The sequence below is a fragment of the Niastella vici genome, assembly GCF_002077945.1.
GTDB lineage: Bacteria > Bacteroidota > Bacteroidia > Chitinophagales > Chitinophagaceae > Niastella > Niastella vici.
Genome location: NZ_LVYD01000054.1, coordinates 112554 through 128270 on the forward strand (window position 1 = coordinate 112554; position 15717 = coordinate 128270).

Here is a 15717-nt window from a genome sequence, read left to right on the forward strand (position 1 = left end):
AAAAAGTAGGAAGCTTTCACTTCCTACTTTGTATTTCGTTTCAATGAATGATCGATCGATTACTCATCATCGTCAAAGCTCATCGCTTCGCGGGTTGTTTGCAGCAATTCATATTCTTCCTTGCTACCAACGATCATGTTCTCAAAGTCACGCAAACCAGTACCTGCCGGTATCGGATGACCTGTGATCACATTCTCTTTCAGGCCAAGCATATCGTCGGTCTTACCCTGAATGGCAGCCGATGACAATACTTTGGTTGTTTCCTGGAACGATGCGGCCGAGATCCAGCTTTGTGTACCCAGTGAAGCTTTGGTGATACCCAACAACACAGGATGTGAAGTGGCCGGTTCGGCATCGCGAAACTCAACCAGCTTTTTGTCGGTACGACGCAGCAGGGAGTTTTCTTCGCGAATTTCACGCAGGCTCACGATCTGACCAGCTTTCAAGCGAGCGCTTTCTCCGGGTTCGCTGATAACTTTCTTATCAAAGATCCAGTCGTTTTCGTCGTTGAAGTCAAAACGGTCAACCAGGTCTTCTTCAAGGAAGCGGGTGTCGCCCGGATCCACGATCTCAACCTTTTTCATCATCTGGCGAACGATCACCTCAATGTGTTTATCGTTGATCTTCACACCTTGTAAACGGTAAACCTCCTGAATTTCATTCACCACGTATTCCTGTACAGCGAACGGACCTTTAATTGACAGGATATCGCCAGGAGAAACCTGACCGTCACTCAACGGCGCACCGGCTTTAATAAAGTCACCGTCCTGAACCAGGATCTGGCGGGTTAACGGAACCAGGTATTTCTTGATAACACCGTCTTTCGCTTCCACCACGATCTCGCGGTTACCACGTTTGATGGCGCCAAAGGCTACCACACCGTCAATCTCGCACACGATAGCGGGGTTACCCGGGTTACGTGCTTCAAACAACTCGGTTACACGAGGCAGACCCCCGGTGATATCGCGTTGCATCCGCAGCGTACGAGGTATTTTCACCAACACCTGACCGGCTTTTACATCTTCAGATTCATCAACCACAATGTGTGAGCCTACCGGCAGGTTGTATTGTTTTACATCCTTACCTTCTACGATCAGGGTAGGTATCTTGGTTTTATCTTTTGTTTCAATTACCACTTTCTCGCGGTGACCGGTTTGTTCGTCGGCCTCTTCGCGGTAGGTAATACCTTCAATTACGTTATCGAATTTCACCTGACCAACGATCTCGGCTACGATTACGTTGTTGAAAGGATCCCAGGTACAGATGGTATCGCCTTTCTTCACGGTTTGACCATCTTTCACGAACAGGGTTGAACCGTAAGGAACGTTCACCACATTCAATAAACGATCGTTCTTCAGATCCACGTTACGGATCTCACCGGTACGGCCGATTACTACCTGAATAGGATCACCTTCATTGTTAAGCGAACCTACAGTACGCAAACCGTCGAACTGAATGGTACCATCGAATTTGGCAGTCAGTGAAGACTCAACTGATGCAGATCCGGCAACACCACCCACGTGGAAGGTACGCAGGGTAAGCTGTGTACCAGGCTCACCAATTGACTGGGCAGCAATGATACCAACGGCATCACCCTTTTGTGCCCGGTTACCTGTGGCCAGGTTCTTACCATAACATTTTACGCACACCCCGCGTTTGCTTTCGCAGGTAAGTACTGAACGGATCTCAACGGTTTCAATAGCAGCTTCTTCAATTTGTTTGCCGATCTCTTCGTTGATCTCCTGTCCGGCGCCAATGATCATCGTATCATTCTGCGGGTTGTATACGTTGTGGAGCGAAGTACGGCCAATGATACGGTCGTACAGCGGCTCTACGATCTCTTCATTATCTTTCAGTGCGCTGATGGCAATACCACGCAGCGTACCGCAATCTTCTTCTGTAATTACTACGTCCTGGGCTACGTCAACCAAACGACGGGTCAGGTAACCGGCATCCGCTGTTTTAAGGGCGGTATCAGCCAAACCTTTACGGGCACCGTGCGTAGAAATGAAGTAATCCAATACGTTCAGTCCACCTTTAAAGTTAGAGAGGATCGGGTTTTCAATGATCTCACTTCCGCTTGAACCTGATTTTCTGGGTTTCGCCATCAGACCCCTGATACCGCACAGCTGTTTGATCTGCTGTTTACTACCGCGGGCCCCTGAGTCAAGCATCATGTACACAGAGTTGAAGCCCTGTTTATCGCTGCTGAGCTCACGGATCAACGTTTCGGTAATACGGGTATCCACCCTTGACCAGATGTCTACGATCTGGTTATACCGTTCGTTGTTGGTAATAAGACCCATGTTATAGTTGTCCCATACCTCGTCTACTTCACCTTTTGCCTGATCAAGCACGTCGCCTTTGATAGACGGGATAATGAGGTCATTGATACTGAACGACAAACCACCTCTGAAGGCCGTACGGAAACCAAGTTGTTTGATGTCATCGAGGAACTTGGCCGTTTTAGGCACGTTGGTGATGGTGATGATATCGCCAATGATCTCGCGCAAGCTTTTCTTTGTAAGCAGGGCGTTGATGTATCCAACTTCCTTCGGAACGAATTCGTTGAAGATCACCCGGCCTACTGTTGTTTCGATCAGCTTTCTTACAATTTTGCCTTCGTTGTTGCGCACATCGGCTTTCACTTTAATGTGAGCGTGCAGGTCAACGCGGTCTTCATTGTAGGCGATGATCACTTCTTCCGTGCTGTAGAAAGCTTTGCCTTCGCCACGGATCTTTTCGGTTTCAGTCGATTTTTTACCCTTGGTGATGTAGTACAAACCGAGTACCATGTCCTGTGAAGGCAGGGTCATCGGCGCACCGTTCTGCGGGTTCAAAATGTTATGTGAAGAAAGCATCAGCAGCTGGGCTTCCAGAACGGCCGCGTTGCTCAAAGGCACGTGAACCGCCATCTGGTCACCGTCGAAGTCAGCGTTGAACGCCGAACACACGAGCGGGTGCAACTGAATCGCTTTACCTTCTATCAGTTTGGGCTGAAAGGCCTGAATTGACAACCGGTGGAGCGTAGGGGCGCGGTTTAACATAACCGGGTGCCCCTTCAGGATATTTTCAAGGATATCCCAAACCACTGCTTCTTTTCTGTCAACCAGCTTACGAGCCGATTTTACTGTTTTTACGATACCTCTTTCAATCAGTTTGCGAATGATGAACGGCTTGAACAATTCAGCCGCCATATCTTTCGGCAAACCGCACTCGTGCAGTTTCAACTCGGGACCAACCACAATTACCGAACGGCCTGAGTAGTCAACACGTTTACCGAGCAGGTTCTGACGGAAACGGCCCTGTTTACCTTTCAGTACGTCTGAAAGTGATTTCAGCGCGCGGCCACCTTCGGCTTTAACGGCGTTTGATTTACGTGAGTTATCGAACAATGAGTCAACGGCTTCCTGAAGCATACGTTTTTCGTTACGTAAGATCACCTCAGGGGCTTTGATCTCCAATAATCTTTTTAACCGGTTGTTACGAATGATCACCCGGCGGTACAGGTCGTTCAGATCTGATGAGGCAAAACGACCGCCATCCAAGGGAACCAGCGGACGAAGTTCCGGCGGAATAACCGGGATGTATTGCATTACCATCCACTCGGGGCGGTTGGTGATGCGGCTATTGGCCTCACGGAATGCTTCTACCACGCTCAAACGCTTCAACGCATCGGCTTTACGTTGCTGTGAAGTTTCGGTAGCGGCGGCATTACGCAGGTCGAATGATAAGCTGTCGAGCTCAATTCTTTGCAGCAGGTCATGTACTGCTTCGGCGCCCATTTTCGCAATGAACTTCTGCGGATCGTCATCGGGCAGGTACTGGTTCTCCTTAGGCAGGTTCTCCAGTATTTCCAGGTATTCTTCTTCAGTTAACAGATCGCCCGATTTCAAATTGCGATCTTCCCGGATACCTGGCTGAATTACTACAAAACGCTCGTAGTAAACGATGCTCTCCAGTTTTTTGGAGCTCACACCGAGCAGGTAACCGATCTTATTGGGTAAGCTTTTGAAATACCAGATGTGTACAACAGGAACCACCAGTTTAATGTGGCCCATGCGCTCGCGACGTACTTTCTTTTCAGTTACTTCAACACCGCAACGGTCGCACACGATCCCTTTATAACGGATACGTTTATACTTACCGCACGCACACTCATAATCCTTTACAGGTCCAAAAATACGCTCGCAGAATAAACCATCACGCTCGGGTTTGTAGGTACGATAGTTGATGGTCTCAGGTTTCAGCACTTCACCATAGCTGCGCTCCAAAATGGAATCCGGTGAAGCCAACCCGATAGTTATCTTGGAAAATGTGGCTCTGGGACGATTATCTTTTTTAATAGCCATATTTCGTGTTTCTTGTTTCTGATTTTTGTTTTTGTTACCGGCGACAGTAACCCTTTTCATCTTCCGTTGCGTCGCTCACTTCAACGTTCGGTTCATTATTCAGCGGGTTCCGTTATTCGAACTTCAGATCGAGACCTAACCCTCTCAATTCATGCACCAATACATTGAACGATTCAGGAATACCGGCTCTCGGAATATTATCGCCTTTAACAATGGCCTCGTAGGTCTTGGCACGGCCAATAATATCATCCGATTTAATAGTGAGCAATTCCTGCAGGATGTTTGAAGCACCATAAGCTTCCAGTGCCCAAACCTCCATTTCACCGAAACGCTGACCACCGAACTGCGCTTTACCACCCAGCGGCTGCTGTGTAATAAGACTGTAGGGCCCAATAGAACGCGCGTGCATCTTATCATCAACCATGTGGTGCAGTTTGATCATATAGATCACACCCACGGTCGCTTTCTGGTGGAAGCGGTCTCCGGTTTCACCATCAAACAGGTAAGTATGCCCAAAGCTTGGTAAGCCCGCATCGTTGATGTGTTTGGCAATTTCCTCGGTAGTAGCACCGTCGAAGATTGGCGTAGCGAACTTCACACCCATTTTCAAACCGGCCCAGCCTAATACAGTTTCATAGATCTGGCCCAGGTTCATACGGGAAGGTACACCCAGCGGGTTCAACACAATGTCAACCGGGGTTCCGTCTTCCAGGAACGGCATGTCTTCAGCACGCACGATCTTGGCAACGATACCTTTGTTACCGTGGCGGCCGGCCATTTTATCACCCACTTTCAGCTTACGCTTAACGGCGAGGTATACTTTAGCCAGTTTCAACACACCGGCAGGCAATTCATCCCCGATAGAAATGTTGAACTTCTCTCTTTTATATCTACCCAGTTCTTCGTTGTACTTGATGTTGTAGTTGTGCAACAGGGTGTTGATGCTGTCATCGATAGAAGCATCACCAGTCCAACCCAACGGGTTTACGTTCTGGTAATCAATTGAACCCAGGTTCTTTGGATTGAACTTGGCGCCTTTACCGATCTGCACTTCACCGAAGTTGTTGTTTACACCGGCAGAAGCTTTGTCTTTCAGCAGCGTTTGCAGTTTGCTCAACAATTCTTCTTTCAGGTCTTCAACATTCTTTTCATGCACTTTTTCCAGCTTTTCCAGAGCGGCCTTCTCACGGATCTTCGCGTTCTTGTCTTTCTTGGCGCGTTGGAACAGCTTTTTACCGATCACTACCCCTTCTACCCCGTTCGGCGCTTTCAAAGAAGCATCTTTGGCATCACCGGCTTTGTCACCGAAGATGGCGCGTAACAGTTTTTCTTCCGGTGTAGGATCGCTTTCGCCTTTTGGCGTGATCTTACCGATGAGGATATCGCCTTCCTTGATGGCGGCGCCCAAACGGATGATACCGTTCTCATCCAGGTCTTTGGTAGCTTCTTCCGATACGTTTGGAATATCGGGGGTCAGCTCTTCTTCACCCAGTTTGGTATCACGTACTTCCAGTTCATATTCCGAAATGTGAATAGAAGTGAACAGGTCTTCCTTGGCTACTCTTTCGCTGATTACGATGGCATCCTCGAAGTTGTAACCTTTCCAGGGCATGAACGCCACTTTCAGGTTACGGCCCAGTGCCAGTTCACCTCCCTGTACCGCATAACCTTCTGTTAGGAAGTCGCCTTTTTTCATGCGTTGTCCTTTTTTAACAGCCGGTTTATGGTTAATACAGGTTTCCTGGTTGGTTTTTATAAACTTGGTCAGTTTGTAAACTTTCAGGTCATCTTCAAAGCTCACCAAACGGTCAGCTTCTGTACGGTCGTAGCGAACATGAATTTCGCTACCATCTACGTACTCAACCACGCCTTCTCCTTCAGACAGGATCTGTACACGTGCATCGCGGGCTGCTTTTGCTTCCAGGCCTGTACCCACGATCGGGTTTTCAGGACGGATCAGCGGAACGGCCTGGCGTTGCATGTTCGATCCCATCAGCGCACGGTTGGCGTCATCATGCTCCAGGAACGGGATCAGTGAAGCACTTAAACCCACGATCTGGTTCGGCGCTACGTCCATGAATTCCACCTCATTCTGATCGAGGATCGGGAAGTCGCCGGTTTGGCGCGAAGTGATCTTCTCTTCCACGAAGTGGCCTTTTTCATCGAGCGGCGAACTTGCCTGGGCGATCTTGGCGTTATCTTCTTCTTCTGCACTCAGGAAGGTGAGCTTTTTCAGGTCAACCTTTCCATTGTCTACTTTATGATAAGGCGTTTCAATAAAGCCCATTTCGTTGATCTTCGCGTGTACGCAAAGCGTAGAGATCAAACCGATGTTCGGTCCTTCCGGTGTTTCAATGGTACACAGGCGGCCGTAGTGGCTGTAGTGTACGTCACGAACCTCGAAACCGGCTCTTTCACGGCTCAAACCTCCGGGTCCGAGGGCCGAGATACGACGTTTGTGCGTGATCTCACTCAGCGGGTTGGTTTGATCGAGGAACTGTGACAACTGAGAGGTACCGAAGAATGAGTTGATCACCGATGACAACGTTCTGGCGTTGATCAGGTCAACCGGTGTGAACACCTCATTATCGCGTACGTTCATTCTTTCGCGGATGGTACGGGCCATACGGGCCAAACCAACACCGAACTGAGCATATAACTGCTCACCCACGGTACGTACACGACGGTTGCTCAGGTGATCGATATCATCAATTTCCGCTTTACCGTTGGTAAGGCGTACCAGGTATTTGATGATCTCGATGATATCTTCTTTTGTTAATGTCTTTTGATCGAGCGGCTGATTCAGCATCAGCTTGCGGTTGATCTTGTAGCGACCTACTTCACCCAGGTCATAACGCTTGTCGCTGAAGAACAATTTATCAATGATACCGCGGGCTGTTTCATCATCCGGCGCATCGGCTCCGCGCAACTGGCGGTAGATGTGCTGAACGGCTTCCAGCTCACTGTTTGATGTATCTTTATTAAGGGTGTTATAGATGATAGCGTAGTCACCGCCCACATCTTCTTTTTGCACGAATACGCTCTTCACATCCATATCGGCGATCATATCAACCGCTTCTTCATCCAGCACGGTATCGCGCTCGAGCACCACCTCGTTTCTTTCGATCGAAACTACCTCACCGGTATCTTCGTCAACGAAATCTTCTACCCAGGTCCTTAATACGCGGGCAGCGAGTCGTTTGCCAAGATATTTCTGCAGTGATTTTTTATCGCCTTTCACTTCATCGGCCATACCGAACAGTTCCAGGATGTCTTTATCGGTTTCGTACCCGATTGAACGCAACAGCGTGGTAACCGGGAATTTCTTCTTACGGTCGATGTACGCATACATTACGTTATTGATATCGGTAGCGAACTCCATCCACGCACCCTTGAAAGGAATTACGCGGGCTGAATAGATCTTGGTACCGTTGGGGTGAATTGACTGCCCGAAGAATACACCGGGTGAACGGTGCAATTGGGAAACCACCACGCGCTCGGCTCCGTTTATCACGAAGGTACCGCGGGGGGTCATGTATGGGATATTACCCAGGAACACATCCTGAACGATAGTCTGGAAGTCAACGTGCTCTTCGTCATTACAGCTCAGCCTCAATTTCGCTTTAAGGGGCACCGCATATGTTAATCCGCGCTCCATACACTCTTCAATGGTGTACCGGGGCGGGTCAATAAAATAGTCCAAAAATTCCAGCACGAAGATGTTTCGTGTATCTGTAATGGGGAAGTTTTCCTTAAACACCTTGAACAACCCTTCAATGTTACGCTTGTCGGGTGTGGTCTCTAATTGGAAAAACTCTTTGAACGATTGAATTTGTACTTCGAGTAAGTCAGGTGCTTCAGCAAGGTTTTTAATTTTACCAAAGTTGACCCTGGTTGACAGTTTTGTTGAAGACATATTGCTTAAAACCGGTTTTTTTAATTGTTCGTACGACAAAACATCTATAGCCTAAAAAGAATTATCCTTGAGAATTTCCTCCGTTCTCGTTCAATCTGAACACCAACGGCTAAACTCCCAAAGAATTAAAAAAGAGGCAGTTATGTGAATATGGCCATGTATCAACTATACCTCTGCTAATTAGCTTTTGTGAAAAATGGAGGGCAAAGGTAATGAATATACCTTATAAAACAAGAATTATAACCAAAAATTGGACCGGAAACAATGTCAGGCAGGCAGTATAAGGAGTCAGGACAGGTTAAAGCGTCATGCCCCAAAGATAAAAACAAAGCCGCAAAGCATGGTGCTTTGCGGCTTAAAAATGTACACTTTATTTATTCACTTATACACCCGGGTACCCTGGGTTTTGGGGTCTCAGGTTTGGATTGTTTTGCATTTCGTAGGTGGGCAGCGGAAACAGCAAATGCTTGTCGGCCAGCACTGCCCCGCTTTCGGGCAATTTATGCCCGGTAAAATCCTCAAAACTGTTCGTGGTTTCGTTGTACGCCTTTTTCAGCCGAACCATGTCGAACCAGGTTACGCCTTCATAACACAGCTCATGCCAGCGCTCCTTCCATACCGCAGTCCTGAAAGAAGCCTGGGTAAAGCTTCCCAATGCGCCGGTAGTAAGCCCTGCCCTGGTGCGTATCGCCTTTAATGCATCCAGCGCCGGTTGTGTAGGGCCGCTGCCCGCTTCATTTTGCGCTTCAGCATAGGTAAGCAGTACCTGGGCATAACGAAGGTTCATCCAGTTCAAACCGCTGGTTGCTGAACCAGCTTTGCCTGCGGTACCGTTCGCCCCAATATCAAAATGCTTGAAAATATAAGGCGCGCCCAGCGAAACCAGCGCCCCGTTCCCCCCCGAATAATACGAGGTATAAAAGAAGCCCTGCCGGTCAACAGTTCGAAGATCGCCGGCCTCAAATGAATTATAGAACTGGTTAGTTGGTACGGTTGAGCCTATTTCGGTGCCAAAGGCCGAAACATCTTTAAAGTTTGGCAGCAGCACCCCCTGGTTGGGATTGTTGGCCACCCCACCCAGGTATTGTATTTCGAAGATCTGCTCGCCCATGTTCTCTTTCGATTCGTCGTGCAAACTCATATAATCCGGGAACAAGCTAAACTGACCGCTGGTGATCACTTCATTGGCCTTATCGGCTGCCAGCTGATAGTAAGCCGTTCCTTTGTTCATGGGGTAACCGGCCATGGTAAGGTACACTTCGGCCAGCAATGATTTCACCGCCCCCAGCGAGGTGCGTCCGCCGGCATCGGTCCAGGGCAGCCCTGCTGCTTCAGCCGCCTTCAGGTCGGTTATTATTTGCGTATAAATTGAATCTTTTGATGTTCTTGGCGAATAAACTCTTGGGTCAGTTGCCTGAAAAATTGAAGTGGTAAGTAAGGGCGCATCGCCAAACAACCGTACCAGGTAAAAATATGACCAGGCCCGCAAAAACATGGCTTCACCCAATACCTGTTTCTTTTTGGCATCGTTCATAGTTATACCGGGCACTTTATCCAGCACCAGGTTGGTTTGGGCAATTACGCTGTACAACCCATTCCACCAGTTGGCCACAAACACATTATCCCCGTTATAACTTAACCCAAGCAGGTTATTGAGGTCGGTGTTCTGTCCGGTTTCGGTCCTTGCCGTACCGGTAGGCATTTCAAGCATGGAGAAGTTATTGGCAAATATACCGGCGCCATTGCCAATGAACCGGGTTTGCGCGTATGCAGCCGCTATGGCTGCATCGGCATGACCGGGTAAGGTGTAATAATTGTCGGGCGAAAGGTTCGATGGGTCGTTATCAACCCTGACCAGCCATTTTTTACAGCCGCCTGCGGTCAGCGCCACAACACAGATCAGAAAAATATAAAGTGGATTTATTTTACAGATTTTCATATGCGAGTTATTAAAGTGAACATTTTATAAACCAACATTTATTCCCAGCATGTACGTAGTTGGCTTGGGATAATCGAAGAAGGTTTGTCCCTGTGCAAATGCATCGCCGTAAGTGGTTACTTCGGGATCGTTGCCCGAGAACTTCGTTTTCAGGAAAAAGTTCTGTACAGAGGCGTATACCCTTAGCCTGCTAAGTTTTAAGAAATTTGCAGTGCCGGCGGGGAAATTATAGGCCAGCAACAAATTCTTTCCGCGAATAAAGGAACCATCTTCTACCCAACGGGTATCTACATTGGTTACATACCCGGCCCTTGTATCCCTGATGGCCGCGATCATGGTATTATTATTATTCTTGCTGGGTTGATAATAGTCGAGCACCGAGCTGAAACTGTTGGCAATACCTGTTCTGTCTTCGCCTGAGTGGTGCGTTTGGTTCAGGATATCATTTCCGTACATATAGGCGATCTCAATAGTGAGGTCCAGATTTTTATACCGGAAGCTGTTGACGAATGAACCCCAGCCTTTTGGCGTACCGTGGCCAATGATCATGCGGTCGGCATCATTAATGGCATAATCACCGTTTACATCAAGGTATTTTAAATCACCGGGCAGAATGGGCTTACCGCCGCGGTAGCTGGTAAATTTCGCTGCTTCGGCTCTTTCTGCTTCCGTCCATACACCCAAACGCTTAAGCCCCCAGAAAGAACCCACCGGATCTCCCACTCTGATTATACCGGTGTTTGATAAAAAGTTCGGGTTACCCGAGTAAATGGGTGCCGGCGTAGCCAGTGAAAGCACTTTATTCTTGTTCAGGGAAATATTGAAAGTAGTGCTCCATGTAAAGTCCTTCTGGTTAATGTTCAACGTATTTATGGTAAACTCAAAGCCTTTATTCTCCAGGCTGCCTACGTTCTTGAAGACCGATGGATAACCGGTTGACCGTGGCAATGGCGCATCGAGCAACATGTCGGTGGTTTTACGGTAATACACATCCGCTTCCACCATGATCCTGTTACCCAATAAACCCAATTCAATACCGGCATCAGATTGCGTTGTTCTTTCCCATTTCAGATCGAGGTTACCCAGCCTGCCAGTGCCAATACCGCTGAACCGCGCATTGCTGAATATGGCTGTGTAGGAACCCAGTTGTGCGTCGGACCGGTAGGGTGCAATTTCCGAGTTACCGGTTAACCCATAACTGGCCCTGATCTTAAGGTTTGAAATGATATTGTTGTTTTTCAGGAAATCTTCATCAGATGCTTTCCAGGCCACCCCTGCCGAGGGGAAAAAGGCAAATTTATTATTGTCGCCAAACTTCGAACTTCCATCAACCCGGCCGGTAACAGTAAGCAGGTATTTTCCTTTATAGGCATAATTCACGCGGCCGAAGTAAGAGTTGAACGCAAAGCCGCTTTTGCTTGAAGCAGAGGCATTCTGTGTACTTCCCTGGCCGAGATTATACCATTGAAAAACGTCGGACGAAAAATTCTGGGAGCTGGCATTTACCGAGTTATAATTGGTTCCCTGCCAGGAAAGCCCGATCAGGCCATTTACAACATGATCTCCATGAAAGGTTTTGTTGTAATTCAGGAAAGTTTCGCTCGACCAGTATATTTCCCTGTTATCAAAAATACTGGCGGTACCATTCTGGTCGCGCGATATTTGATCGAGCGTACGGCCGCTGAACTGGTTTTCCTGCCGTTGAACAAAACTTACCCCTACCTGGCTTTTGATATCGAAGCCGTTGCCTAATAAAACATTTACATAGGCATGGCCCAGCATGTTCTGCACATTTACAATATACTTTCTGTCGGTCATAATGTGCACGGGGTTCGATCCGCCTTCTGCACCGGGGTACAGGTAGTTATCGCCCCAGGTTCCGTCGGCAAATTTAACCGGCAAAAAAGGAAATGATTCTGTGATCATCCGCACCGAGTTCAAACCGCCGGTACCCTGATCAACCAGGTTTTCTTCCTGGTTATTATAAGCCAGGCTCCCCCCTATCCGCAACCATTCGTTGGGTTTCAGGTCCTGAACAAACCGGGCCGAATAACGCTTCAGGTACGAATTGAGCAGTAAGCCATTTTCATCGCGGTAACCGAGGAACAATCCATATAAATTATTGTCCTTGCCACCGGTTACCCCTATCTGGTGATTTTGTGTGAGCTTATTCTGTACCGATTCTTTCAACCAGTCGGTATTATATAAAGGATTGCCATTTGCATCGAACAGGTTGGGTAAACTCTTTCTTTTTACCCGTGGGTCAACTGCGGTTGAATAGTTGCCCGCTGCCCAGCCTGCAGGGTCATACACTTTTATATTATCGAAAGCCAGGTTTTCGAGATCGATGTATTGTTGTGCATTCAGCATGTGCACTCTTTTGGGGCCAATGGTTGGCACACTAAAACTACCATCGTAATTAACCCTGGCAGGCCCATTTGTTCCACGTTTGGTAGTAATGAGCACAACACCGTTGGCGCCGCGGGCCCCGTAAATTGCTGTTCCCGATGCGTCTTTCAGCACTTCCACCGAGGCTATATCATTCGGGTTGATATAGTCAATAGAATTACTATTGAGTGTTTGGTTGCCGATGGGTATATATACCCCATCTACCACATACAACGGGTTGTTCGATGAGTTGATAGAGCTGAAACCGCGTACCCTGATGCGGGTTGCACCACCGGGCCGGCCCGAGTTGGTTGAAACCTGAACACCGGCGATCCTGCCCGATAAAGCCTCATTCACCGAAGCTGCAGGCCGTTCCTGCAATTGGGCCGACTTTACCGAGCCTACCGATCCGGTAAGGTCTTTTTTTCTTACGGTACCATAACCGATCACTACCACTTCGCTCATGGAACCTTTGCTTAACTGCAGCTGAACATTCAGCGTTTCTTCATTACCAACAACCTGTTGGTACCCATCATACCCTGTGTGGGTGAATACCAGTGTTGCACCCTTTGTAACGCTAATACTGAAACTTCCATTGATATCGGTAGATACACCGGTTGACTGACCTTTTACTGTAACCGATACACCGGGCAGTGGTGTACCATCTTTTGAATCGGTCACTTTTCCGCTAACTGGGCGGGTTTGAGAAAATACCAGTACTGAAGTTAAAAGTGCGAACAAGCTCAGAAGACATCGCCTTCCGAGGGAATAAAACTGCTTTTTCATACGCAAGTTTTGGTTTAATAATTAATACTATATCGATTGTGCAAGTGAAGCAAAGGGTATCCCCCTGCATCACATAACCTTATTCACCAAAAAATCACAAAAGGTTTTTTAAGTGTAATTGTAAAATATTCACATATGCACAGGAGCTTTACTTGCCAAACAGGAACTCCCGTTTCATCATACCAGGGGCCAAAAGGGGATTTATTATACAGGTATACGAATGTATCATGCAACTTAAATATCAGTTTAAGTACATGAATGCATTGTACCTGTTTTACAAGGGCAGAATTGTCTACTGAATTTATTTCAACCTATCAGGGAATAAAACAGAAACGGCAACAAGCAGTCTGTTTCAGGAAACTATAATAAAAATTGTCAATTCGCATATGGCAAACAGTTTGAATAAAAATCGCTTTATGAAATTGATTTCAGCGCAAAGTTAATTAAAGTTACTAATTCTAAAACGTTTTTGCAAAATATAGCAACATGATCTTCCGGTTAATTTTTGACACTCTAAAAATGTACAATTCAGGAAAATGAATGCATGGATTCACATAAGCCAATTACAGGCTTATATTACTCATTTTGTGCAGTAATGTGTAGGCGGCTATTGTATTATGTTAGCCATAAGATCAGTAAGGTCGCAAAATTTCGCAGGCATATCAGCCTGCCCCATTCCAATAAAAAAACCTATTTATTTACTTTCGGCAGGTACTCTGTGGTTCCCCTGATCACCAATCCCGGCGATATTTCAAGTTTTGTTTCTCCACCCAGATTATTGTTGCCTTTGCCCAGCTGGTCCATCAGCAGCTCGAGGGCAGTTTTGGCAATTTCCTCGGCCGGCTGGCGAATGCAGGTAATACCCGGCGGGTACAGGCGGAACACGTCATGGTCGTCAAAAACGATCATGGCCAGGTCGTCGGGCAGCTTCAGGCCCAGGCGGTGAATGCTTTCGAGGCCCAGTAAACCCAGGTAATTGGTAGCAAAGAACACGGCTTCCAGGTCGGGGGTGTTCTTTAAAAAGGAGGTCACCTGTTGTATGCCGATCTCTTTTTCTTTTTCTTCTTCATATTTAAGTGTCAGCACCAGGTTATCGGTGCTCAGGCCTTCTTTTTGCATGGCATCCTGGTAGGCTTTCAGGCGCTCTTCCATTTGCACCAGGTTCAGGTCAACGGTCACAAAACCAATGCGGCGGTAGCCCTTTTCGATCATGTGGCTCATGCCTTTCATTACGCCTTCATAATTATTTACCAGCACGTGCGGCACATCGATGCCGGGGAAATAGCTATCCATCAGCACCACGGGCTTATTGTCGGCGATCAGTTCTTTAATGTCCTGTTCCATACCCGGTGTAGGCGTAATAATATAGCCGTCGACCTGCCGTTGCGATAACATACCGATCAGCTCTTTTCCTTTCTGCCGGTTATTTTCAGTGCTTGTATAAACAATCTTATAGCCAAACCGGGCGGCTTCTTCTTCTATGATGCGTGAAAGGGAAGCAAAGAAGTTCCCCGATATGGTTTCAACCACCAGTCCAAGGATCTGCGATTTACCGGTACGCAGGCTTACGGCCACCGGGTTGGGATGATAGCCCTCTTTTTTGGCTACTTCCATGATCTTGCTGGCAAGCGTTTCACTGATACGCATTTGTTTAGCCTTGCCATTCAAAACAAACGATACAGTAGAGGGCGACACACCGGCAATGCGAGCGATATCTTTGAGGGAGACGCGTTTCATATTAAATTAGATGTTATATAAAGGAGACTACTAAACTATGAAAATAAAACTTAACAAACTTGATTTCCCCCATATAATAAAAAAAGTCCCGCGGGTAACGCGGGACCTTTTTATTGCTAGTATGAAGCTAATTATTTTACTTCTACTTCAGCGCCAGCTTCTTTCAGCTTAGCAACCAGAGCGTCAGCATCAGCTTTGCTGATACCTTCTTTTACTGGTTTGGGAGCGCCATCAACTAAGTCTTTAGCTTCTTTCAGGCCAAGACCAGTTAATTCTTTAACCACTTTCACTACGTTCAGTTTGTTAGCGCCACCGTTTTTCAGGATAACGTCGAACGCAGTTTTTTCTTCTGCAGCAGCAGCAGCAGGACCAGCAGGACCAGCAACAGCTACAGCAGCAGCTGCAGGCTCAATGCCGTACTCTTCTTTCAGGATTTTTGCTAACTCGTTAACTTCTTTAACAGTCAGGCTTACTAACTGCTCAGCGAATGCTTTTAAATCTGCCATTGTTGTAAATTTTTCCCGCCTTCATTGCCTGTGCTCCGGCGGATGTTTAAAAAAATTTGTTTAAAATAACCCTCAGGCAAGGGTTAGTATTTT

General features: G+C 47.3%; 6 protein-coding genes. All 6 read right to left on the reverse strand.

The genetic code is table 11. The features are described from left to right. Positions 1 to 59 precede the first annotated feature (59 nt). Positions 60 to 4352 (reverse strand): DNA-directed RNA polymerase subunit beta', encoded by a 4293-nt coding sequence (gene rpoC, locus A3860_RS22285; protein WP_081150210.1) that lies wholly within the window; start codon positions 4350 to 4352, stop codon positions 60 to 62. A 112-nt stretch (positions 4353 to 4464) separates the two neighbouring features. After that, entirely contained in the window at positions 4465 to 8268 is a 3804-nt protein-coding gene (gene rpoB, locus A3860_RS22290) for a DNA-directed RNA polymerase subunit beta (protein ID WP_081150108.1), read from the reverse strand. A gap of 382 nt (positions 8269 to 8650) precedes the next feature. Beyond that, complete coding sequence (locus A3860_RS22295) at positions 8651 to 10207, reverse strand: RagB/SusD family nutrient uptake outer membrane protein (protein WP_081150110.1); 1557 nt, start codon at positions 10205 to 10207, stop codon at positions 8651 to 8653. 24 nt (positions 10208 to 10231) lie between these two features. After that, a complete protein-coding gene (locus tag A3860_RS22300) occupies positions 10232 to 13381 on the reverse strand; it encodes a SusC/RagA family TonB-linked outer membrane protein (protein ID WP_245843590.1) in 3150 nt (1049 codons plus the stop codon). Positions 13382 to 14071: 690 nt separating this feature from the next. Next, entirely contained in the window at positions 14072 to 15118 is a 1047-nt protein-coding gene (locus tag A3860_RS22305; RefSeq protein WP_081150116.1) for a LacI family DNA-binding transcriptional regulator, read from the reverse strand. Between the two features lie 131 nt (positions 15119 to 15249). Next, on the reverse strand, positions 15250 to 15624 hold the full coding sequence (gene rplL / locus A3860_RS22310) for a 50S ribosomal protein L7/L12 (RefSeq protein WP_081150118.1): 375 nt from the start codon (positions 15622 to 15624) through the stop codon (positions 15250 to 15252). Positions 15625 to 15717 lie beyond the last annotated feature (93 nt).

What these genes read in the sequence shown, in the direction of transcription:
- rpoC (WP_081150210.1), bottom strand. Translation starts at nt 4,352, where the DNA reads ATGGCTATTAAAAAAGATAATCGTCCCAGAGCCACATTTTCCAAGATA.
- A3860_RS22300 (WP_245843590.1), bottom strand. Translation starts at nt 13,381, where the DNA reads ATGAAAAAGCAGTTTTATTCCCTCGGAAGGCGATGTCTTCTGAGCTTG.
- A3860_RS22295 (WP_081150110.1), bottom strand. Translation starts at nt 10,207, where the DNA reads ATGAAAATCTGTAAAATAAATCCACTTTATATTTTTCTGATCTGTGTT.
- A3860_RS22305 (WP_081150116.1), bottom strand. Translation starts at nt 15,118, where the DNA reads ATGAAACGCGTCTCCCTCAAAGATATCGCTCGCATTGCCGGTGTGTCG.
- rplL (WP_081150118.1), bottom strand. Translation starts at nt 15,624, where the DNA reads ATGGCAGATTTAAAAGCATTCGCTGAGCAGTTAGTAAGCCTGACTGTT.
- rpoB (WP_081150108.1), bottom strand. Translation starts at nt 8,268, where the DNA reads ATGTCTTCAACAAAACTGTCAACCAGGGTCAACTTTGGTAAAATTAAA.